Raw genomic sequence first — 21,194 nt, 5'->3', positions numbered from 1 at the left:
GCAGAACCTCCCGTTGGCGGGGTGAATTGTAGGCGTTATCCCCTGAAGGATGCAACCCCCGGAAGCGGGCATGGGAAGGGAGGCTTACGAACTTTCGACAAGAACGCCGAACCCTGCAAGGTTCCGAACGGGCATCCCACCGGGACAGGGAGCCGGTCTGGAAAGAGAATCCAGGAAAAAAACGTTCATAATGAGAATGTTTCCTGAAACCGGTCGGTCAGAGAAAAAAACGAACAAAAAGGCGGGGGCATCTGCCCCCGCCCCAGAGAAGGATTCGATCGCACCGGTTATTTGAGAAGCTTCCGGAGTTCTGGATCGCTGAAACTTTTCACATAATAGGCCAGCGCCCACCGGTCTTTTTCCGGCAGATGTCCGAAGGGCGCCATGCCCGTTCCCGGAATCCCGTTCGTGATGGTCTGGAAGATCTCTTCAGGTTTTCCGCTCCCCTTGATCCACTCGCTGTCGGTGAAGTCGGCAGCAGGCGGATTGAGGGCGGCACCGGCCGGTCCTTTGCCATCTCCGTTCACCCCGTGGCAGGATGCGCACACCTGCTCATACACGGTTTTCCCCTTCGCAAGAAGTTCGGGCGTGGGCTGGGGACCCGCGGCCTGGGATGCGGGGGTCGCCTTCTCCTCCTGAGGTGGAGGGGTTTCCGGCTTTGGAGGGGCCACAGGCTGGGTGGACGCGGTGAAGACTTCCGTGCCCATGGCGAGTTCGTGGACGTAATAGCTCAACGCCCACCGGTCTTCCTCCGGAAGGTGGGCATAGGCAGCCATCCCCGTGCCCGGAATCCCCGTTTCGAGAACGTCAAACACGTGCTTGACCGACGGGCGAAGATCCCGGAAATTCGCGACGGCGGGCTTCAGCGGTGCCGCGGCGGGGCCATCGCCTAGGCCCCTGGGTCCATGACAGGTGGCACACACCTGACCGTACAGCTCTTTTCCACGGGCCAGGAGTTCCGGCGTTTTTTCAGGAGCCGAAGGCGGGAGGGCCGGCGCTCGATACAGGCTCTCCACATAATAGGCAATGGCCCACACGTCGTCATTGGTGTAGCGACGGAAGTGGGGCATGGATGAACCGGGAATGCCCAGATAGACCACCTGGTACACGTATTCCGGCAGGGGGTGGATCACGGTGAGGTCTGCAGGAGGAGGGGTGAGAAACTGTGCTGCCTCCGTGCGGGCTTTTCCGTCCGGACCGTGGCAGCCCGAGCACTCCCGCAGAAAGAGTTCCCGTCCCCGTTCCACAAGATCCTGCGTTTTCGGGGGCCGGGGCCCCACGGAGAAGTTCGCCCGATAGGTGGAATCCATGGCCTGCATGGCCGGGAGCTGATCCCGCCCCAGGCTCTGGAGATAGGCCACCAGGGCCTGCGCCTCTTTTTTCGGCACGATCTTGCCGTCTCTTTCCTCAAAATACCAGGGATACCCCGGCATCACCGACCAGGGAACCACAAACCGCGGGTTGTAAAGATGAGCATAGTGCCAGTCGTCAGACTTTTTCCCGGCTTCCCGGGCCAGATCCGGGCCAATCCGCCGGGTGCCGAAGAGCTGGGGCACATCGTAGAGGTATTCCGCGGCCGTGGACACGGGACCTTCAAAATACAGGGCTTCGTTCACCACCGGACGGACAAACTGGGTGTGGCAGTGCCAGCATCCCTCCTGGATGAAGATCTTCCGCCCGTATTCCTCCAGGTCGCTCCGGACCTGATAGCCCGGAGGAGGCTGGAGTCCTTTCAGGCTGGTCCAGGGGGCAAGGCCCATTCCGACAAAGGAGAGCAGGAAAAACCCAACGCCTGCGATGAGAAAAACCGTGGATGCCCGCATGGCTCTTCCTCCTCAGTGTCCAAAAACCTTTTCGTGAAGGGCGCTTTCCTTCGTCACCGCTTCCACCGTACCCTCTGCGATCCACTCACCCTTTTTCACCGTCATCACAAGCTGGTACGCGAAGATCAGAAGGGCGGTGTAGATGAGATATCCTCCAATCACGCGGGTGAACCAGAAGGGTTTGGCGTGGATCACGCTTTCAGCAAAGGGCGCAAGGCTCTTCCAGATGTAACCCTCCACCAGCCCCGCTGCCGTGATGGGAAGGAAATAGAACACGTAGAACCCCAGCACCAGGAGCACATAGGACGCCCAGGCCAGGCCGGGACGATAGAGCTTGCGTCCGGTCACCTTCGGCCAGATATACAGGATGGACCCGATGTTGAAAAAGGTGAAGGCGCCCAGCAGGGCCAGATGGGCGTGGGCCACCACCCAGTCGGTGAAGTGGATCACCTTCTGGACGGTGAGGAGGGTGTGGAAAGGCCCCTGGGTGCAGGTGGCCATATAGGCGAAAATCCCCGTCACGAGAAAGGCCAGGGCCGGGCTTTTCGGCACCTGGTGCCATTCGCCCTTCAGGGTCATGAGCCAGTTGTACACCACCGTGACCACCACCACAAAGAGAACCGCTGTCAGGGGTACGGCCAGGATCTGAACCCACCAGGGGATGGGGCTGAAAAAGTAGTGATGGGCCCCCCCCAGAGGATAGAAGAAGGCGAGGGTCCAGAAGCCCACGAGGGAAAGGAGATGGCTGTAGATGGGTTTGCGGAGCATCACCGGGAGCATGTAATACACGATGCCCACACCGATGGGCGTGATAAACAGCCCCACCGCGTTGTGGATCCACAGTCCCGTGATGGCCGCGCCCGCCGCACCGGGAGCCACGTACATGGGAATGGTGTTGGCCATAATGAAGTTCAGGGCGGTAAAGGTGAGACCCAGGAGGAAGTACCACTGGGACACGTACAGACTTTTTTCCCTGGAGGCGAAAATGGTTCCCAGATAGGTGGTGGCGGCAAGCACATAACCGATCACAAAGAGGAGATCGGCATACCAGGGCATCTCGGCGTATTCAATCCCCTCCATATGACCCATCAGGATTCCCAGGAGTCCCACCGCCACGCCCAGGGTCCAGAAAAACAGACCTCCCCAGGCCATTTTTTCGGAGATCAGGGGGCGGTTGGAGAGTTTGGGGATGATGTAGTTCAGAATGGCCAGGAAGGAGATTCCCAGCCATCCGTAGATCACGCCGTTGGTGTGGAACACCCGCAGACGGCCAAAGTTGAGCCAGGAGATGCCGCCGTTGAGATCCGGCCACACCAGAAGATGGGCCATGAACACCGCCACCAGCAGGGGAATGAGAACTCCCCCAAGGGAAATATAGACCGACCATCGCACAAGCTTCCCGTTCACCACAGGACGGACCTGGGTCATGGAGAACCTCCCTGGTTTGACGAGGACGTTTCGTTCGCTGGATAAATCCTTGCCTGGATATTGACAAACTGGACCGGACGATACCGGTCATTGGAGTGGATCTCCACCTGAGCCTGAACCAGCCCCTTTTCGGTGGCCCGGAGAAGAAAAGTCAGGGTATCCTGCTTGCCGGGCGGAATCCGAAGGGGCAGGGACGTTTCCAGACGAAGGCGGAAGGTGTCTTCCATCACCACCTTCCGGATCACAAGATCCCGGACCCCCTGATTGACCACCACCACCGGAACCGGTTTTTCTTCTCCCACCATGATGTGCCCGGCCCGGATCCAGCGCTTGGGAAGAAAGAGCACAGGAGAAGGTTTGGCCTTCACAAACCCCCGGAGGGTGAAGGTAACCACGGGTCGGGCACTGTCGGATGTGTGGACCCAGAGCCGGCGGATGAAGGGGCCGGGAAAGTTTTCGGTGTGAAAGACCATGACCACACGGGCGGTTTCTCCCGGGGCCAGGGCGGTGTCGGAAATCTCACCCACCGTGCATCCGCAATCGGCCTCCGCCTTCAGAATATAAAGGGTGTCCGTTCCAATGTTCCAGAGCCGAAAGGCATGTCGAACGTTTTTCCCTTCCGGGATCGTGTCCGGCACGACAAACACGGATTCCGTGAAAGCCACCACCCCGGACAGGGCCACCAGGAGACCGATCAGCATCATCACCCCTGCCGGCGCATCAGCGCCGCTTCAATTCATCCAGCCTTTTGAGCACCTCTTTCCGGAGACGGTTCACCTCCTCAAGGGAGCGCTCCGCAATCTCCTGAATGCGCTCCTGAGGGGTGGGGGGACGGTTGATCTGGTGATACACCGTGGCGACGGCGCCCCCGATCACGACACCCAGGGCAAAGGCGGCCAGCGCCACCACCTCACAATAATCGTCCTGCACCCGCATCCTGGACCTCCTGTTTCGGAACTCAACGCTGATGGGAAAGATACAGAATCCAACCGGTTCTTTCAACCTTCCGGAGGAGCAGTTTTGATTGATAGAACCGGGCTTTTTCTGTATACTCCATGCGTCAAACCCACAAGGAGTGTTCCGTGGAACGGGAAGAGCTTCTTCGGCGAATGGAGGATATTGCGGTTTATCTCCACGTGGAGGAGAAGCGGGCACGCATCCAGGAAATCGAGAAGGAAGCGGCCCGTCCGGACTTCTGGGAGGATCCCCAGCGTGCCCAGAAACTTATGGCCGAACTGTCCCTTCTCAAAAAGGTGGTGGAGGAATATGAAGCCCTTCGTCAGCGGGTGGAGGATCTGGAGGTTCTGGAGGAGATGCTCCAGGAAGATCCCACCCTGGAAGGGGAGGTGGAGCGAGAGCGGGCAGACATTCTGAAAGCCATGGAAGATCTGGAAATCCGGGCGATGCTGAACCGCCCGGAGGACCAGCACAACGCCATCCTGACCATCAACCCGGGGGCGGGGGGGACGGAATCCATGGACTGGGCCCAGATGCTCCTCCGGATGTATCTGCGCTGGGCAGAGCGGTGGGGCTACAAAACCCGGGTGCTGGACCTGATTCCCGGGGAGGAAGCGGGCATCAAGCACGCCTCGGTTCTGGTGGAAGGTCCCTACGCCTATGGCTATCTCAAGGCGGAAAAGGGGGTGCACCGTCTGGTGCGCATCTCGCCTTTTGATGCCAACCAGCGCCGCCACACCTCCTTTGCCTCGGTTTGGGTGACCCCCGAAATGCCGGATGTGGAGGTGGAAATCAATCCCAAAGACCTCCGGATTGACACCTTCCGATCCAGCGGGCCGGGCGGCCAGCACATGCAGAAAAACGAGACCGCCGTCCGGATCATTCACATCCCCACCGGGATCACGGTGGCGGTCCAGTCAGAGCGCTCCCAGCACCAGAATAAAGAGCTGGCCATGCGGATTCTCAAGGCCCGTCTGTATGAGCATTATCGCCAGCAGCGGGAGAAAGAACTCCAGGCCCTGGAGGGGGAAAAATCCGACATCGCGTGGGGGCACCAGATCCGCTCCTATGTGCTGCATCCCTATCGCCTGGTGAAAGACCACCGCACCGGCGTGGAAATCCCCCAGGCCGACCGTGTGCTGGACGGGGAGATTGACGAATTCATTCGTGCGTGGCTGCGCATGCAGGCTGAAAAGGAGGCCCATTAATGCCCGAACAGATTCTGGACAGTGTGATCGAAGAGGAACTCAAACGATCCTACATTGATTACGCCATGTCCGTCATTGTGGGCCGGGCCATTCCCGATGTTCGGGATGGCCTGAAGCCCGTTCAGCGCCGGATTCTCTATGCCATGTATGACCTGGGCCTTCTGCCGGGACGGCCCTTCCGGAAGTCCGCCACCGTGGTGGGTGAGGTGATCGGGAAATATCACCCCCACGGCGATAGCCCGGTGTATGAAGCCCTGGTCCGGATGGCCCAGGATTTTTCCCTTCGTTATCCCCTGGTGGAGGGGCAGGGGAACTTCGGGTCCATTGACGGGGACCCTCCTGCGGCCTACCGGTATACCGAGGCCCGGTTGTCCCCCATCGCCCTGGAAATGCTGGAGGGGATCGAAGAGGAGACGGTGGACTGGATCCCCAACTTTGACGGGCGCCTTCAGGAACCCGTGGTTCTGCCCGGAAAGTTTCCCAACCTGCTCTGCAATGGAACGACAGGGATTGCGGTGGGCATGGCCACGAGTCTCCCTCCCCACAACCTCTCCGAGGTGGTGGATGCCCTGGTTGCCCTGATTGACAACCCCGATCTGGAAATATCCGACATTCTCCAGCATCTGAAAGGCCCGGATTTTCCCACCGCCGGGATTCTTTATCGGGATGAGGGGTTTTTTGAGGCCTATCGCACCGGGCGGGGTCGGGTGATCGTGGAGGCCCGGGCGGAAATCGAGACCCCCAAGGGAAAAAACGCCCGGATCGTGATCCGGGAAATCCCCTATATGGTGAGCAAGTCCACCATCATTGACCGGATCGTCCAACTCGTTCGAAACAAAAAGCTGGACGGCGTGGCGGACCTTCGGGATGAATCCGACCGGGAGGGAATCCGCCTGGTGGTGGAGGTCAAACGGGGTCACGATCCGGAGATCCTTTGGAATCAGCTCCTTCTTCACACGCCCCTCCGGATTTCCTTCAGCATGATTTTCCTGGTGCTCGTGGACGGTGAACCCAAACTGCTCAACATCAAGGAGCTCCTTTCCCAGTATCTCGCCCACCGGGAAAACGTGGTCATCCGGCGAACCCAGTTCCGTTTGCGGAAAGCCGAGGAGCGGGCCCACATCCTGGAGGGCTTTCTCACCATCCTGGACGACCTGGACCGGGCCATCGCCATCATTCGGGCGTCGGAAAACAGGGAACAGGCCAGCGAACGGCTGAAAGAGGCCTTTGGCCTTTCGGACGCCCAGGTGAAGGCGGTCCTGGAGATGCGTCTCCACCAGCTGACCCGGCTGGAGCGAGAGAAGATCCAGGAGGAATATCGCAACCTCCTTTCGGACATCGAGCGGTACCGGGCCCTTCTCGCGTCCCACGAACTCCGGATGGAGGAAATCCGCAAGGAGCTCCTGGACCTCAAGGTTCGGTTCGGGGACAGCCGCCGGACGGAAATCCGGGCGGGAAGTCTGCGCAAAGATTTCGATATCACAGACCTGATTCCGGATGAGGATGTGGTGGTGACCCTGACCCATGCGGGCTACATCAAGCGCACGCCCCTCAAAGCCTTCCGGAGCCAGAGCAAGGGTGGTGTGGGCAAACAGGCCATCCGCCTCCACGGGGAGGACTGGCCGGTTCTGGTGGAGGTCGTGCGGACCCATGACCACGTGCTCTTCCTGACCCGCTCCGGCAAAGCCTACACCCTGAAGGTGTATGAACTGCCCGAGGGAAGCGTCGCGGGACGGGGCCGTCCCGTGTCCAACCTGATCCAGCTGGATGGTGATGTGGTGCGGGCAGCCCTTCCCTTCCGGGAAATCCCAAAGGATCTCCACCTTCTTTTCATCACCCGGAAGGGGATTGTGAAGCGCACGCCCTTTGCGGCGTTCCGGAACGCTCACCGGGGAGGCATCATCGCCATCCGCCTGGACGAAGATGACGAGGTGGTCACGGTCCTTCCCGTGCGGGAGGACGAAGAGGTGCTTCTTGCCACTCGCAACGGCATGGGCGTGCGCTTTGATGTGAAGGAAGCCCGGCCCATGGGGCGCACGGCCCGGGGCGTTCGGGGCGTTCTCCTGCGGGATGGGGATGTGGTGGTGGATGCCACCCCCGTTCTTCCAGACGACACCCTTCTCGTCGTGACCGAACGGGGGTTCGGGAAACGAACGCCCGTTCAGGGAATCCGGAAAATCCACCGGGGCGGACGGGGTGTGAAGATCCATGAAATCACCCGGAAAACCGGCCCGGTGGTGCGTGTGCTCCGGGTGACCTCCGGAGATCAGGTGCTCCTCATTGCTCAAAGCGGAAAATCCATCCGTATCCGGGTGGAACAAATCCGGGAGACCGGGCGGGTTTCTCAGGGCGTTCGCCTGTTCAAACTGGACCTTGAAGATCGGGTTGTGGACGTTGCACGGATTGAGGAGGATTGACAGTGAATTCAAAACCCTATCGTGTCACACTGATTCCCGGGGACGGCATCGGTCCGGAAATCACCCGGGTGGCCGTTCAGGTGGTGGAAGCCACAGGTGTTCCTGTGGAATGGGAGGAAGTCCAGGCTGGAGAAGCCGCCCTCGGATTGTACGGCGACCCCCTTCCTGAACGGGTGATTGACTCCATTCGCCGGAACGGCGTGGCCCTGAAGGGGCCCCTCACCACCCCCGTGGGCACGGGCTACCGGAGCGTGAACGTCCGGATCCGGAAGATGCTGGAACTCTATGCCAATGTCCGGCCTGTGGTCAAGTTCGAGGGGGTGGACACACCCTTCCAGCATGTGGACATGGTGATCATCCGGGAGAACACGGAAGACCTGTACTCCGGTCTGGAACACGTGGTGGTTCCGGGGGTGGTGGAAAGCCTGAAAGTGATCACGGAAAAAGCTTCCCTGCGTATTGCGCGGTTTGCCTTTGAACTCGCACGGAAGTGGGGAAGGAAAAAAGTGACCGCCATCCACAAGGCCAACATCATGAAGCTCTCCGACGGTCTCTTTCTGGAGGCCATCCGCAAGGTGGAGGTGGAATATCCGGAGATCGAATATGAGGAACTCATCGTGGACAACGCGGCCATGCAGATGGTGATCCGGCCCGAGCGCTTTGACGTGGTGCTCACCGAAAACCTGTATGGCGATATTCTTTCAGACCTGGCCGCCGGACTGGTGGGGGGGCTGGGGTTTGCGCCCAGCGGGAACATTGGGGATGAGGCCGCGGTGTTTGAGGCGGTCCACGGGAGCGCTCCCGACATCGCAGGGAAAAACATTGCCAACCCCATTGCCATGGTGCTTTCCGCAGCGCTTATGCTGGATCACCTGGGAGAACACGACGCGGCCCGGCGGATCCGGGATGCGGTGGCCGCGGTTCTGCGGGAGGGGAAGGTGCGCACCCCCGATATGGGAGGAACATCCACCACGTCCCAGATGGGTGAGGCCATTGTGGCGCACCTGACCTCCTGAAGCATCCGTCTGCATGAGACCGCTCACAATCCTGACCCTCGCCGCAGGGGCGGTGGTTTCTCTGGCCCTGCTTGTGGGGTTGAATCCATACCAGCGTGCCGCTTTTCCCCAAAAGAAACCCCTTGTTCTGGATGAATACGGGGTTCCGGGCCATCCGGCGGTTCGGGAAGGTGCGGTTCTTCCGGAACACGCCTGCGACACCCTGGTTTGGCTTGCCTACCCTGACGGATCTCTGCGGGGGGAGCACCTCCTCTGTGGTGCATGGCCTCCGAGCATGTGGCGGGTGCGCCTTGAACGCCTGAACATCCCCTTCCGGATCGACAATGTGGACGTGGACGAGCAGGGATGGCGGGTGAAACCCGGCCACGTGGAGGTTCCGACCTCTTCCCCCCGCCCGTTCTATGTCCGGATCTTCTGGCTTCTCGCTTTTGTCGCCCTGATGCTGGGCATCCGGCGTCGCACCTCTCTCCTTGCCCATCGGGAGGCCCTGGGCTGGGGTATGGTGTGGGGGACCCTCTCCATGCTCAACCGGCTTCAGATGGTGCCCGGCTTGAAGGGGCTTGCGTTTCTGGAGCGCAGAAATGCCCCACCGGATATGGAACTCTTTTTCCACGGCCCCTACTGGGCGGTTCTTCTTCTCGAAATCCTTGTGCTCTGGCTTGCCCTCGCGTGGGTGCTGGAACGTCTGAGACGGATTCAGCCGACCCTCGTGCAGGATTATTTCCTCATCTTCCGGAAACGCCCTCCCCGGTGGGTGGGGGGAAGTGTGTTCCTGGGGGTTGCGCTGGCCATGTTCTGGTCGGTTCCCACGGTGGGATTCATGCGTTTCTTGCCTCAATCGGTACGAATGTTTCCGGACCCCTTCCTCCTTGCAGGATCTCTCCCTGCCCTCCACCTTCTCCACAGGGCCTTTGAAATGTCTTTCCTCCTCACGGGATTGTGGCTGGTTCTGCTGTCTTTTTCCATCCTTCCTCGCTGGACGGTGTGGGGCTTCCTGGTTCTTCTGGGGGCGGGTCCCCTTTTCCCCCCTCCTCTGGGGTGGGGAGCCCTTCCCTTCCTGTACAGACTGGTCATCGGTGGGGTGTCTGCCCTGGCGTTCGGGCTGGTCCTTCAGCGCTACGGTGCGCTGGTGGCCCTCTCGTTTGCGCTGTTCGCCTGGATGATCCCCGGGAGTCTCTTCCTTCTTGCCCAGGGCGCACCGTTTCTCTATCAGGTGCTCCTCGTCTGGGGTTTTCCCCTCGTTCTGGCAGGTGTCTGGGTTCTTCGGGGAGAACCCACCGTTCTCGAGCCCCGCATCCCCCATCTGGAAGAACATGAACTGAACGAGCTCCTTTCCACATTGTCCGCCCGGAGTTTCGAGGCATTCCTGGAGCGAAAGGGCTGGAATCACCAGCCCCTGTGGTGGAAACTCGCCCTTCTTGCGGAAGAAGTGTATGGTGTCCCGGTGAGCATGGACGTCCAGCGGGATCGGGTGACCATACGGATCCCGTCCATCCGGATGGTCTCGGAGGGGATCCGCATGGTGCTGGGGGTGAAAGGTCGAGAGGAGGAGGGATGGACCGTTTACCGGTTTTCTCTTTCGGACGAAACGCGCGATGGATGATCCAGCCCGTCTCCGGATTTCCCGCCTTCTTCTCCTCCACGCCCTGGTCTTTTTCGGAAGCGGGTTGACCGTTCCCGCCGTTTCCATCGGTGTACGTGCCCTGGCGGGCAGCGCGGTGCTTGTGGGACTGGCGTTCTCCGGCGTTTCTCTGGCCCGCGCCATTGCCCTGTCCGGAACGGGCCATCTCCTGGACCGGGTGGCCCGGCCCCGGGCGTTCCTCGCGGGAGGACTCCTCCTGGGCGTGATTGCTGGAATCGGGATGGCCCGGGCGTCCACGCCATGGATCCTGGTGGGGGGGCGTCTCCTTCAGGGACTGGGCATGGCGCTGTATCTTCCGGCCATCTATGTCTACACGGTGTACGGAGGCCCGGAACAAACGGAAACCCGACGGCTCGCCCTTTTGAACGTTGCCTTTTTCCTCGGTTTCTCTCTGGGGCCCGGACTGGGAGGATGGTTGCTGGAACACCTGACCTGGCGTGCACCCTTCTGGGGGATGGCCGGTTTGATGGGGTGCACCCTTGTGATCTTGCTTCTGGGCATTCCGGAGATGCCGGTGACGGGAGCCCGTCGATCCCGGTCTTTCCTGGAGTCCATCCGGGTTGTTCTCAGAGACCCCTTTGTGTTTGGATTGTTTGTCCTCCGGCTGGGCATTGCCTTCGGTCGGGGCGTGGTGATGGCGTTTCTGCCCCTTCTGGGTCTCGAACGGGGGATTTCGGCCGCGGGTGTGGGCACGCTCATCACCCTCCAGCTGGTGCTGATGACCCTGTTTCAGTATCCCGTGGGAGCGCTGATTGACCGGTTCCGGAAGGAGGTGCTCTGGATTTTGTCGGGGAATGTCCTGGTGGTGGGGGGTCTTCTGATCTTCATCCTCTCCGGGGGATATCCGGGCTTTTTCCTTGCATCCCTCATCACAGGTGTGGGGGGAGGTCTGGCCGTTCCGGGCGCTCTGGCCCTGATGGCCCGTCGGGGCAGGCGTCTGGGGCTTGCGTCCACGGTGAGTGTGCTGGAAAGCGCGTTCGCCATCGGGTTTGCCTCCGGCCCCCTGGTGGGCGGTGGGGTGGCGGAGGTATCCGGCGTGGAGGGCGCGTTCACCGCCGCGCTGATCATGGGCCTTGCAGGACTCGGGGGATTCGGGCTGGCGGTTTCTCGTACCGTGAGACAGCCTTTCAGCGGATCCTGACCCACCTGCTGCAAGGGGCTGACCCCCGCATCTTGACAATCTCCGTCTCTCGCTGTATCTTCCCGGTGGCTTTTCAAACAGGAGGGTTGTCATGATTGCCTTAAGCCTCATGCTCCTCTCCTCTCCTCTCCTGATGCGTGGATCTGCGCTCAGGCCTACGACACCTCCCAGTCCCTGAACGCTGTCTCCCTCGTGGATCTCCCCGACACGATGCGCCACCTGATCGTGGTCACCGGAATTCTGGAAGATTTCAACAACGACGGATGGGGACAGGAACTTCCCCCTGCCTGGGACTCTCTTCTCATCCCCTGGCCCTTCGACACGTCCCTGCTCCACGTGGGATCGTACCGGTGGAGTCTGTCCAGTTTCTGGTTCTGGGACTCGCAGGGGAGGATGAAAATTGCCGGAGAACTGGTTTCGGATTCGGTCCTGCTCATGCCGGATCAATATGGCGACACCAGCGATTTTGACCGCGGGCGCTTTGTTCGGGATGTCCTGACACGGCTGGATTCTGTGATTGACTTCTCCCGATACGATCGGGATGGGGATGGCAAAGTGGACGAAGGGGCCATCATCGTGATTATCCCCCGTTACACGTTCGGAGGCTATGCGGCGGGACACCCCGATCTGGGGACGACCTATGTGACCCAGGATGGGGTGACCGTTGAGCTCCGAAGCGGAACCACCTTGAGTTATGCCCATCACATTGGAAGACTTTTCCATTCCTGGGGCATTGAAGGATTTCGGTATGGCATGGCCCATGAATTTGGCCACCATCTGGGCCTGCCAGACAAATACGATCCTGGTGTTCGGGACACCACCGATTCCTGTTCGGTGCCCAATCCCCACAGTTTGAGTGCTCGTGTGGGGGCCTATTCTCTGATGGTGACCCACTGGCCCCGCCCGGAGCCGGGCTTGTGGCCTCTGAGCCTCTGGGACCGGGCGCGGATTGAAGGCTATGCCACCGTCATCGACGTGGCGCCCCGAACCACCCTCACCGGTGCGGTGATTCCGGATTACTTTTCTGGTGGTCCCATCTATCGCATTCCCACAGGCACGGGTCCGGGGACCAGTTTTGCCGCCGAGCAGTATTTCCTGATGGGGGCCTATTTCAAAAACGATTCCACCTGGGCGCGGTTTCTGGCGAGTGACGGTGGACTGTTCATCCAGCACATCCTGAATGCCTTTCCCTCGTATTTTCTTGAAAAATCCAAACCCGAGGACAACGAGCTGGCCATCGGTCAGTGGGACACCATCGGGGTGGCGGTGAACAACTCCACGGAAGATCCGGTGTGGGGGTATGATCTCAACGACATCGGCATCGCCGAGTGGGGCTATCTGGCGCAGGGATACGGGGGATTTGTGGCCGATCACGTGATTGATCATGACCCGATGTACGGTTCCCGCTCCCCCTATGACCTGTTCAATCCATCGGTTCAGTTCAGCCAGCGTGTCCGAAACATCTTTTCCACCTTTTCCAATCCTTCATCAGACGGATACGGCATCGAGCGCAGCGGATCCGAAATCTCCCGGATCGACGTGTTTCCTTCGGGCACGCTGCACGATACGGCAGGGGAACGTTATTTTGGCTGCAACATCCTGACCTATCCGGAGGCTGACGAAGAGAACGTGGCCCAGCTTCTGGCCACCCACGTCGTGATTCGGAATATTCGGGTGGATCAAAGTGCTCATACAGTCACCGCCGACATCTACACGAACTTTATCCAGACGGACACGGGGAAGGCGCTGGGGACGCCGGCGGAACGGCGTCTGGTGGCGTGGGGGCCGGACTGGTCCGACCGTTTGCTGCTTCTGTACCGGGCGAAAGGGTATCTCTATGCCGCCCTTTCTTATGCCGGTCCCGATGACCTGGGATGGCTGTGGGAGGCGGCCTGGCCGGTGGACTCGGGGGTGGACTTTGCCTCCGCGGGGTATTATGAGGAAATGACGGTTCGCGGTCTGCGTCCCCGGTATTGTGTGGGCTACACCCGGGGGTCCACCCTGCGTCTGCGGTGCCGGAGGCGCGCCACCTCCACTGCGGTGCGCTGGAACTGGCAGGATCCAGTGGATCTTGCAAGTCTTTCTCCCGGATGGGGGTTTGAATCCCACGCCATGACCAACCTGGACTCTCTCTTTTTCCATGCCTATGCAGCGCGGGACTTCCAGAACCACCACGAAGTGGTGTGGCTTCTCGCCACTCCTTCCGGCACGCTTGCCCGGGAGACGGTGGACCAGTGGACGGGAACAGGCGAAACGAGGGTGGATGGGGCCGCCCGTTCGAGAGACGATGGTGTGGTGGTGTATACCCGGGACGGCAGCGTCTATGCCGCCTGGAAGACCTCAAAAGGCTGGGAGAAGACGCTTCTCGGCATCGGGACCACACCCCTGGTGGACACCCTTCCCGGTGGAGGCTATGGGGTGGTCTGGCAGGATGGGGACACCCTCCGCTACAGGACCTTCACGAACGGCAGCTGGGGTCCGGCCTATGGTCTGACGGTGGGCGAACTGCTGGCGCTGGAAGGAGGTGTGTTGCTGTACCGGCGTCTCCAGTCCTGGAACGCCCTCCCCGCTGGTGTGTTCAAACGGGTGTGGGATGCCGCGAACGGTAGGTGGGGAGCGGAGACCTTTGTGACCGATCCGGCGGACAAAGAGGGTTTCCACATCGCCCCCACCGGTGCCGGCAAACTCCGGATGGTCTTCGTGACGCCGACAGGATGGGATCCTTTGCAGGAACCCGGTGTTCCTCCCTATCGTGTGATGGATTATGCGGAGCTGGACATCAACCGGAATCCGTATGAAGGGGCGGTGAAGGTGGTGCCACATCTTGTGGTGAGGGGAATGGGACGTGCGCTGGAGGTGCAGGTGGGGAGCGGGATTCCGGCGCGGTTTGAGTTGCTGGATGCCCTGGGCCGGCGGGTTGGGGTGGTGGACAATGGATTGCGGGCGCGCTTTGAGGCACCCCGTCCGGGGTTGTATGTGATCCGTGCGGTGCTTCCGGATGGTCGGGTGGCGAAACAGAAGGTGGTGACGGTTTGGTGAGGGCAACTTGGCTGAGTCCCGGGGAAATCCGTCACCCCCACCCCTTCCCTCCCCCGTCAAGGGGGAGGGGGGGTATGCTTTCCGGTGTCCACGAAATATCCCTGCGACGCATCACGGGGGATCCGGGCAATCTCCGAAGGGAATTGGATGGGATGCATTCTCCCCTCCCCTGGTGGGAGGGGCTGGGGGAGGGGGAAAAACGCAGGTGAAACCATGTGGCTGCTTCTGCTTGCTGTGCAGATGATTCCGCCGGTGGAGGTGGCGAAGGAGGGGTGGTGGATGGTGGATCAGGGATCGCTGTCCCGACGGGCGGTGCAGACGCAAACGGGAGAGGATCTTGCGGAAATGGTGCTTTTCTGGATGGATACGGTGGGGGCTGGAGCAACAGGGTCCCCCCTGATCGGGGATGTGGATGGCGATGGTATGAACGAGGTGGTGGTTCTGAAACACAGAATGTTGCAGGTGCTGGATGTCCCGGATCGAACCATCGAATGGCAGTTTACACCTCCCGATTCCGCACGTTTTGGGGGATTTTGTTTCAGAAACACCCCTGCCCTGGGGGATGTGGATGGGGACGGGGTGGTGGAGATTGTGGCGATGGAGGACTCCCATCGTATCTGGATTCTGGACGCAGCCCGCCAGGCGGTGGACGGGATGATCCAGTTGCCGGTGTTCTTTCGGAGTCCTGGTCTCACCTGTCCCAAAACCCACATGTATGTGGTGGATCTGGAAGGGGACGGCACACCGGGCATTGTGGTGGGAGGACAGGGACCCACGTCGGACACACGTACCAATCTGTATTACCTTCTCCCCTGCTATGCCCGTACCGGAGGCCAGTGTCGGGATACTGTGATCTGGCAGAAAGAGATCTCGGTTACGGAACCTCCACCTATGCCCATTGAGGATTACGATGGGGATGGTCAACTGGAGATGAGTTTCTGGAATTTCGTTCCGAATCCGGATCTGCTTACGGTTTTGAAAGCCGATGGTTCGATTTTCTGGTCCCGCACTCCCCCCAATGGGGACAGCGTGGCCGGTCCCTTTGCGGTGCTGGACCTGGACGGTGACGGAAGCAAGGAACTGCTTGCTGCTGGCACCGGTGGGATGTTGATCAACTACACGTATATCTTAGATGGAGCCACAGGCACCCTTGAAAACCAGTATTTTCAGTGCATGGGGCACCTTCAGGCCTTTGCGGACATCAACAACGATGGGAATATGGAAATTGTGTGCGGTGTGGGTGGATTCATCGCGCGAGCCCTGACATCTCAGGGATACCTGATCTGGGAAACCGCCCTGCCCACCGCAAGTGGAGCAGGATTCCTTTTGCAGGGTCCCATTGTGGGAGATTTTTCCCCTGCGCCGGGACTGGAAAGCGTGTTCTGCACGGTATCCGAAGGGCTTTTCCTGCTATCGTCCACCGGGAAGGTTCTCTGGTCCGACACCACACTGAACACCTCGGGTTGTGCCCTTGCTGCAGGAGACGTGGACGGAGACGGTCTTTCGGAGCTTGTGGTCAACTCCATTCTTTATGGCACCTACATCCTGGACCGCCCCACCGACGTGGAGGAAACCCGCCCCGAACCCGGAAACGATCGCGGTTTTCGCCTGATTCCGGGAGGGTTTGCGCTGAGACGCTCCTCTCCCGTAACGGTCTATGACCTGACAGGCCGGAAAGTTTTTTCGGGGAAAACCCGCACGCTCCGACTTCTGCCTGGCGGGTATGTGGTGAGCCTGCCAGAGACAACCCTCAAGATGGTGGTGGGGAAGTGAGGTCACCCGGCTCACGTGAAGGACGTGAAAAAGACACTCCCACAAGCAGAGAAACAGGATGGGCAGGGATAGACAGGCCCGGGACACACCCTTTATACTATGAATGCCTGCAAAAGGGAGGATGCGCGTGCAATGGATACGCTCAGAGGCATCCTGAAGGTTCTGGCCGAACACAAGAAAGAATTGAGAGAACGGTATGGTGTCCGATCTCTGGCGGTGTTCGGATCGTTTGCGCGGGGTGAATCTACAGAGGACAGTGACATTGATCTCCTGGTGGAGTTTGAACACCCCATCGGGCTGTTCCAGTTTCTTGAACTGGAAGAATATCTGAGTCATCTTCTTGGAAGAAAGGTGGACCTTGTGACCCGAAAAGCCCTCAAACCCCACATCGGCCGGAACATCCTGAAAGAGGCCATTCCAGTATGAAACGCACCATCAGGGACTATCTTCTGGATATCGTTTCCTCGATCGAAGACATCGAAGATTTTATCGCGGGGATGGATTTTGAAGCCTTTGCAAACGACAAAAAAACGGTGAACGCGGTGATCCGCAGTCTGGAGGTGATGGGAGAAGCAGCGAAGAAGATTCCTCAGAATCTTAGGGAACGTTACCCATCCATTCCCTGGAAGTCCATGGCCGGTATGCGGGACAAATTGATTCACGAATACCACGGCGTGGATCTGGAAATCATCTGGGCCGTTATCACCCAGGAGATTCCACCCCTGCGCGATCCTTTTCAGAAAATGCTGGAAGAAATTCCTGATTGAAGTATTTGATCCCCTTCCTCGAGAAAAACGCATTATGCTGTGCTTACTCTCGCTCATAAGTCAGATGATTCCGCCGGTGGAGGTGGCGAAGGAGGGGTGGTGGATGGTGGATCAGGGATCGCTGTCCCGACGGGCGGTGCAGACGCAAACGGGAGAGGATCTTGCGGAAATGGTGCTTTTCTGGATGGATACGGTGGGGGGAGCAGCGGCTGGGCAGCCGGTGATTGGCGATGTGGATGGGGACGGGATCAATGAAGTGGTCGTGCAAAAGGCCCTGGAACTTCAGGTGCTGGATGTTCCCCATCGGAGGGTGGAGTGGCGCTTTCCCCTGCCGGATTCGGCACGTTTCTGCAGAAACACCCCTGCCCTTGGGGATGTGGATGGGGACGGGGTGGTGGAGATCGTGGCGATGGAGGATTCCCATCGTATCTGGATTCTGGACGCAGCCCGCCAGGCGGTGGACGGGATGATCCAGCTGCCGGTCTACAACACTTCCGATACGCGGTGTCCACGAACACCTGTGTATGTTGTGGACCTCGAAAAGAACGGCGTTCCCGGAATTGTCATCGGCGGTATGGCCCATTACGCGCCTTCCAATTTGTACTATTTGATTCCCTGCGCATCCCGCTCGGGTGGGCAATGCCAGGACTCGCTGGTCTGGTCGAAAATACGCCTTTCAACCTTTTACCCTTATTACTGGATTCCATTCGGGGATATCAATGGAGATGATTCTCTGGAGTTTGCGTTGTGGAGTGTGGTGGATTTGAGGCTTGTGATGTACAATGCTAAGGGAGACACGGTATGGTCCCGCACTCCCCCCAATGGGGACAGCGTGGCCGGTCCCTTTGCGGTGCTGGACCTGGACGGTGACGGGAGCAAGGAACTGCTTGCTGCTGGCACCGGTGGGATGTTGATCAACTACACGTATATCTTAGATGGAGCCACAGGAACCCTTGAAAACCAGTATTTTCAGTGCATGGGGCACCTTCAGGCCTTTGCGGACATCAACAACGATGGGAATATGGAAATTGTGTGCGGTGTGGGTGGATTCATCGCGCGAGCCCTGACATCTCAGGGATACCTGATCTGGGAAACCGCCCTGCCCACCGCAAGTGGAGCAGGATTCCTTTTGCAGGGTCCCATTGTGGGAGATTTTTCCCCTGCGCCGGGACTGGAAAGCGTGTTCTGCACGGTATCCGAAGGGCTTTTCCTGCTATCGTCCACCGGGAAGGTTCTCTGGTCCGACACCACACTGAACACCTCGGGTTGTGCCCTTGCTGCAGGAGACGTGGACGGAGACGGTCTTTCGGAGCTTGTGGTCAACTCCATTCTTTATGGCACCTATATTTTCGATCGCCCCACCGATGTGGAGGAAACCCGTCCCGAACCTGGAAACGATCACGGTTTTCGCTTGATTCCGGGAGGGTTGGCCTTCCGGCGCTCCCGTCCCGTGACGGTTTTTGATCTTGCCGGACGGAAAGTTTTTTCGGGAGATGCTCGTACGCTTTTTCTCCCCCCGGGGGGATATTTCATCACGTTGCCGGAGACGACGGTAAAGGTCCTTGTAACCAAGTAGAACAAGTCAATGCTTCTCCTCAAAGAAAAGCCTTCCCTCCTGCTTTTGCCTTTCATCATTTGCGCCATTATACCCTCCTGATGGACAGGCACGATCATCTCATGGCGGTCACGATGTTCCTCGGGTCCGTCCTCCTCGCGATCTCCTGGATGAGGGGACGGAGGCCCCGTTTGCACCTTGACATGCCCTGAAAACCATGGGTGAGGGGTGGTGGTCATTACCATGTTCCCAAAAGAGCGAAGGGAGCGATGGTCGTCCGGCATCGTAGATAACCTCGCGATATTTTAGAATAGGCTCAGATTTTCCCATTAGGTCGTGATAGATGGGAGGCCGTCAGCCTCCCACGATTGCCCCTGCAGTGGACGAGGACACGGGCGTTGCTGCAGGCGGTACTTTTGTGAGGGTATGGCGGACGTGTCCGAACGCCTGCCCGGCGTTGAGTGCGCGCGAGACCTTGAAGGTTTTTCTTCCCTCCCCGATAATCACACGCAAAGGAGGAATCAATGGTTCGCAGCCTCACCATGGGTTCGGTTCGACTGACCGTTTCTTCGGGGGGAACCTTTGCGCTGGACGGGGGGGCCATGTTCGGGGTGGTGCCCCGGGTGATCTGGAGCCGGCTTCTTCCACCGGACGAGCGCAACCGGATTCCCCTGGGAAGCAACGTTCTGCTGGTGGAAACGGACGATCACCTGGTGATGGTGGACACGGGCCTGGGGTGGATCTGGAGCGAGAAGGAACGGGATATCTATGCCATCCAGCCCCGCGACCCGCTGGACGGCACCCCCTACAGCCCCGAGGATGTGGATCTCGTGATCCTCACCCATCTCCATTTCGATCACATCGGCGGAAACGTGGTGGAGGAGGAAGGACAGATCCGGCCCCGCTATCCCAACGCCCGCTATGTGGTCCAGGCCCGGGAACTCGCCGATGCCCTCTTTCCCCATGAACGGAACCGGGCAAGCTACCTCCCCCGCTTTTTCGAGCCCCTCTATCGGGAAGGCCGTCTGGAACCCCTCTCCGGCACCACGGAGATCCTCCCGGGCATCTGGTGCCTGCCCACCGGGGGGCACACCCCGGGGCATCAGGTGGTTCTTGTGGAATCGCAAGGGCGGAAGGCGGTGTTTCTTGCGGATCTGGCACCCACCCGCCACCACCTCCCTCTTCCCTACATTATGGCCTATGACCTGGAGCCCCTGGTGAGCCTCCAGGCCCGGAAAGCCCTCTATCCCCGGATGATCCGGGAAGAATGGCTTCTTGTGTTTGAGCACGAACGCCTTCCCACCCTGGGCTTTCTCCGGGAGGGGGAACGCCATCCGGTGTTTGAAGCCCTTCCGGAGGAAACGCACCAGATCTGAAACCAGGAGGCGGCCATGATCGGCCTGTGGTTGCTGGTCACACTTCCCCCTGTGGGGACCTTTTCCATTGTGGGCCATGACCCCGAAACCCGGGAGTGGGGCATTGCGGTGGCCTCCCGCGTGCTGGATGTGGGCTATATCGTTCCCTGGCTTGAAGCCGAAGTGGGGGCGGTGGCCACCCAGGCCCTGGCCAATCCCTATTACGGTCCCTGGGGACTGGAACTCCTGAAGGAGGGTCTCCCCGCAGACAGCGTCCTCCATGTTCTCCTTTCCCGTGACACCGCACCGGAATTCCGCCAGGTGGCCGTGATGGACAGAACCGGACGGTGTGTCCATTTCACGGGCGAGGGCACCCTCCCCTGGGCGGGACACCGGTCGGGGCCTTATGTTTGTGTGCAGGGGAACATCCTGACCGGGCCGGACGTGGTGGACACCATGCTCCGGGTTTTCACGTCCACCCGGGGCCCCCTTGCCGAGCGATTGCTCCGGGCCCTGGAGGCCGGGGAGGCGGCCGGTGGAGACCGTCGGGGGAAGCAGTCCGCCGCCCTCTATGTGGTCCGGTCACGGGGTGGATATCTGGGTGTGGACGACCGCCTGGTGGACCTCAAGGTGGTGGACCAGCGCGAACCTGTGAAAGAGCTGCGCAGACTCTATGAGAAGTGGCAATACGCCTTTCTCGCACCGGCCTATCTCCGCCTCGCGAAAGAAGACTCCCTCCACCGATCAGCCCTGATCGAGCGTGCCCATGATCTCCTTGTGAAAGCCCTTCGGGACAGCGTGCGGGATCCCGAGGTGCTGAACAGCCTGGCCTGGTCCTTTGCCCTTTTGAGAATGTATCCGGAGGAGACTCTGGAAGCCGCGCGTCGGGCCCACCTTCTTGCACCGGACGATCCGAACATCATGGACACCTATGCGGAAGCCCTGTATGCTGCCGGACGATACCGGGAGGCCGTGGAAATGGAGAAAAAGGCCCTTCAGGCCGATCCAGACAACCCGTTTTTCAGAGAGCAGCTCATGAAGTTTGAAAACGCCCTTCGGAAGGGGAAATAACC

The 21,194-nt window shown here is 59.8% G+C and carries 16 protein-coding genes; 12 read left to right on the top strand and 4 right to left on the bottom strand.

Translation table 11 applies throughout. The features are described from left to right. Positions 1 to 287: 287 nt before the first annotated feature. The 4 genes from AC6HU3_RS10755 to AC6HU3_RS10740 are packed head-to-tail and all read right to left on the bottom strand — an operon-like array spanning position 288 to position 4,187. On the bottom strand, positions 288 to 1,823 hold the full coding sequence (locus AC6HU3_RS10755; RefSeq protein ID WP_497473757.1) for a c-type cytochrome: 1,536 nt from the start codon (positions 1,821 to 1,823) through the stop codon (positions 288 to 290). A gap of 12 nt (positions 1,824 to 1,835) precedes the next feature. Beyond that, complete coding sequence (locus tag AC6HU3_RS10750; RefSeq protein WP_497473756.1) at positions 1,836 to 3,251, bottom strand: cbb3-type cytochrome c oxidase subunit I; 1,416 nt, start codon at positions 3,249 to 3,251, stop codon at positions 1,836 to 1,838. Continuing rightward, entirely contained in the window at positions 3,248 to 3,955 is a 708-nt protein-coding gene (locus AC6HU3_RS10745; protein ID WP_497536320.1) for a DUF1573 domain-containing protein, read from the bottom strand. Before AC6HU3_RS10745 ends, AC6HU3_RS10750 begins: the two co-directional genes overlap by 4 nt. Before the next feature lie 16 nt (positions 3,956 to 3,971). After that, positions 3,972 to 4,187: a hypothetical protein gene (locus AC6HU3_RS10740; RefSeq protein WP_497473755.1), complete on the bottom strand. Its 216-nt coding sequence runs from the start codon at positions 4,185 to 4,187 to the stop codon at positions 3,972 to 3,974. 119 nt (positions 4,188 to 4,306) lie between these two features. Between AC6HU3_RS10740 and prfB the strand changes: the two genes are divergently transcribed. The 12 genes from prfB to AC6HU3_RS10680 all read left to right on the top strand — a co-directional run bounded on the left by prfB (position 4,307) and on the right by AC6HU3_RS10680 (position 21,192). Next, a complete protein-coding gene (prfB, locus tag AC6HU3_RS10735) occupies positions 4,307 to 5,416 on the top strand; it encodes a peptide chain release factor 2 (protein ID WP_497473754.1) in 1,110 nt (369 codons plus the stop codon). Then, a complete protein-coding gene (gene gyrA, locus AC6HU3_RS10730) occupies positions 5,416 to 7,833 on the top strand; it encodes a DNA gyrase subunit A (RefSeq protein ID WP_497473753.1) in 2,418 nt (805 codons plus the stop codon). Before prfB ends, gyrA begins: the two co-directional genes overlap by 1 nt. After that, on the top strand, positions 7,830 to 8,849 hold the full coding sequence (locus AC6HU3_RS10725; RefSeq protein ID WP_497473752.1) for an isocitrate dehydrogenase (NAD(+)): 1,020 nt from the start codon (positions 7,830 to 7,832) through the stop codon (positions 8,847 to 8,849). Before gyrA ends, AC6HU3_RS10725 begins: the two co-directional genes overlap by 4 nt. Positions 8,850 to 8,862: 13 nt before the next feature. After that, on the top strand, positions 8,863 to 10,452 hold the full coding sequence (locus tag AC6HU3_RS10720; protein ID WP_497473751.1) for a hypothetical protein: 1,590 nt from the start codon (positions 8,863 to 8,865) through the stop codon (positions 10,450 to 10,452). Next, entirely contained in the window at positions 10,445 to 11,632 is a 1,188-nt protein-coding gene (locus tag AC6HU3_RS10715) for an MFS transporter (protein ID WP_497473750.1), read from the top strand. Before AC6HU3_RS10720 ends, AC6HU3_RS10715 begins: the two co-directional genes overlap by 8 nt. A 210-nt stretch (positions 11,633 to 11,842) precedes the next feature. Then, positions 11,843 to 14,671, top strand: coding sequence for a metallopeptidase domain-containing protein (locus tag AC6HU3_RS10710; protein WP_497473749.1), 2,829 nt, complete (start codon positions 11,843 to 11,845; stop codon positions 14,669 to 14,671). 213 nt (positions 14,672 to 14,884) lie between these two features. Then, positions 14,885 to 16,444, top strand: a complete 1,560-nt coding sequence (locus tag AC6HU3_RS10705) for an FG-GAP repeat domain-containing protein (RefSeq protein WP_497473748.1) — start codon at positions 14,885 to 14,887, stop codon at positions 16,442 to 16,444. A 132-nt stretch (positions 16,445 to 16,576) separates the two neighbouring features. Next, on the top strand, positions 16,577 to 16,870 hold the full coding sequence (locus AC6HU3_RS10700; protein ID WP_497473747.1) for a nucleotidyltransferase family protein: 294 nt from the start codon (positions 16,577 to 16,579) through the stop codon (positions 16,868 to 16,870). Then, positions 16,867 to 17,211, top strand: coding sequence for a HepT-like ribonuclease domain-containing protein (locus AC6HU3_RS10695; RefSeq protein WP_497473746.1), 345 nt, complete (start codon positions 16,867 to 16,869; stop codon positions 17,209 to 17,211). The genes AC6HU3_RS10700 and AC6HU3_RS10695 overlap by 4 nt, the downstream gene beginning before the upstream one ends. Positions 17,212 to 17,245: 34 nt before the next feature. After that, entirely contained in the window at positions 17,246 to 18,787 is a 1,542-nt protein-coding gene (locus AC6HU3_RS10690) for an FG-GAP repeat domain-containing protein (RefSeq protein WP_497473745.1), read from the top strand. Between the two features lie 503 nt (positions 18,788 to 19,290). Then, on the top strand, positions 19,291 to 20,142 hold the full coding sequence (locus tag AC6HU3_RS10685; RefSeq protein WP_497473744.1) for an MBL fold metallo-hydrolase: 852 nt from the start codon (positions 19,291 to 19,293) through the stop codon (positions 20,140 to 20,142). A gap of 15 nt (positions 20,143 to 20,157) precedes the next feature. After that, the gene (locus AC6HU3_RS10680) at positions 20,158 to 21,192 is read left to right on the top strand and encodes a DUF1028 domain-containing protein (RefSeq protein ID WP_497473743.1); all 1,035 of its coding nucleotides are present in this window, start codon (positions 20,158 to 20,160) and stop codon (positions 21,190 to 21,192) included. Positions 21,193 to 21,194: the final 2 nt, after the last annotated feature.

It is taken from the genome of Caldifarcimen microaerophilum, from assembly GCF_055387105.1.
Note: the sequence above shows the minus strand (reverse complement) of the source record. Positions and strands in the feature narration are given on the sequence as shown.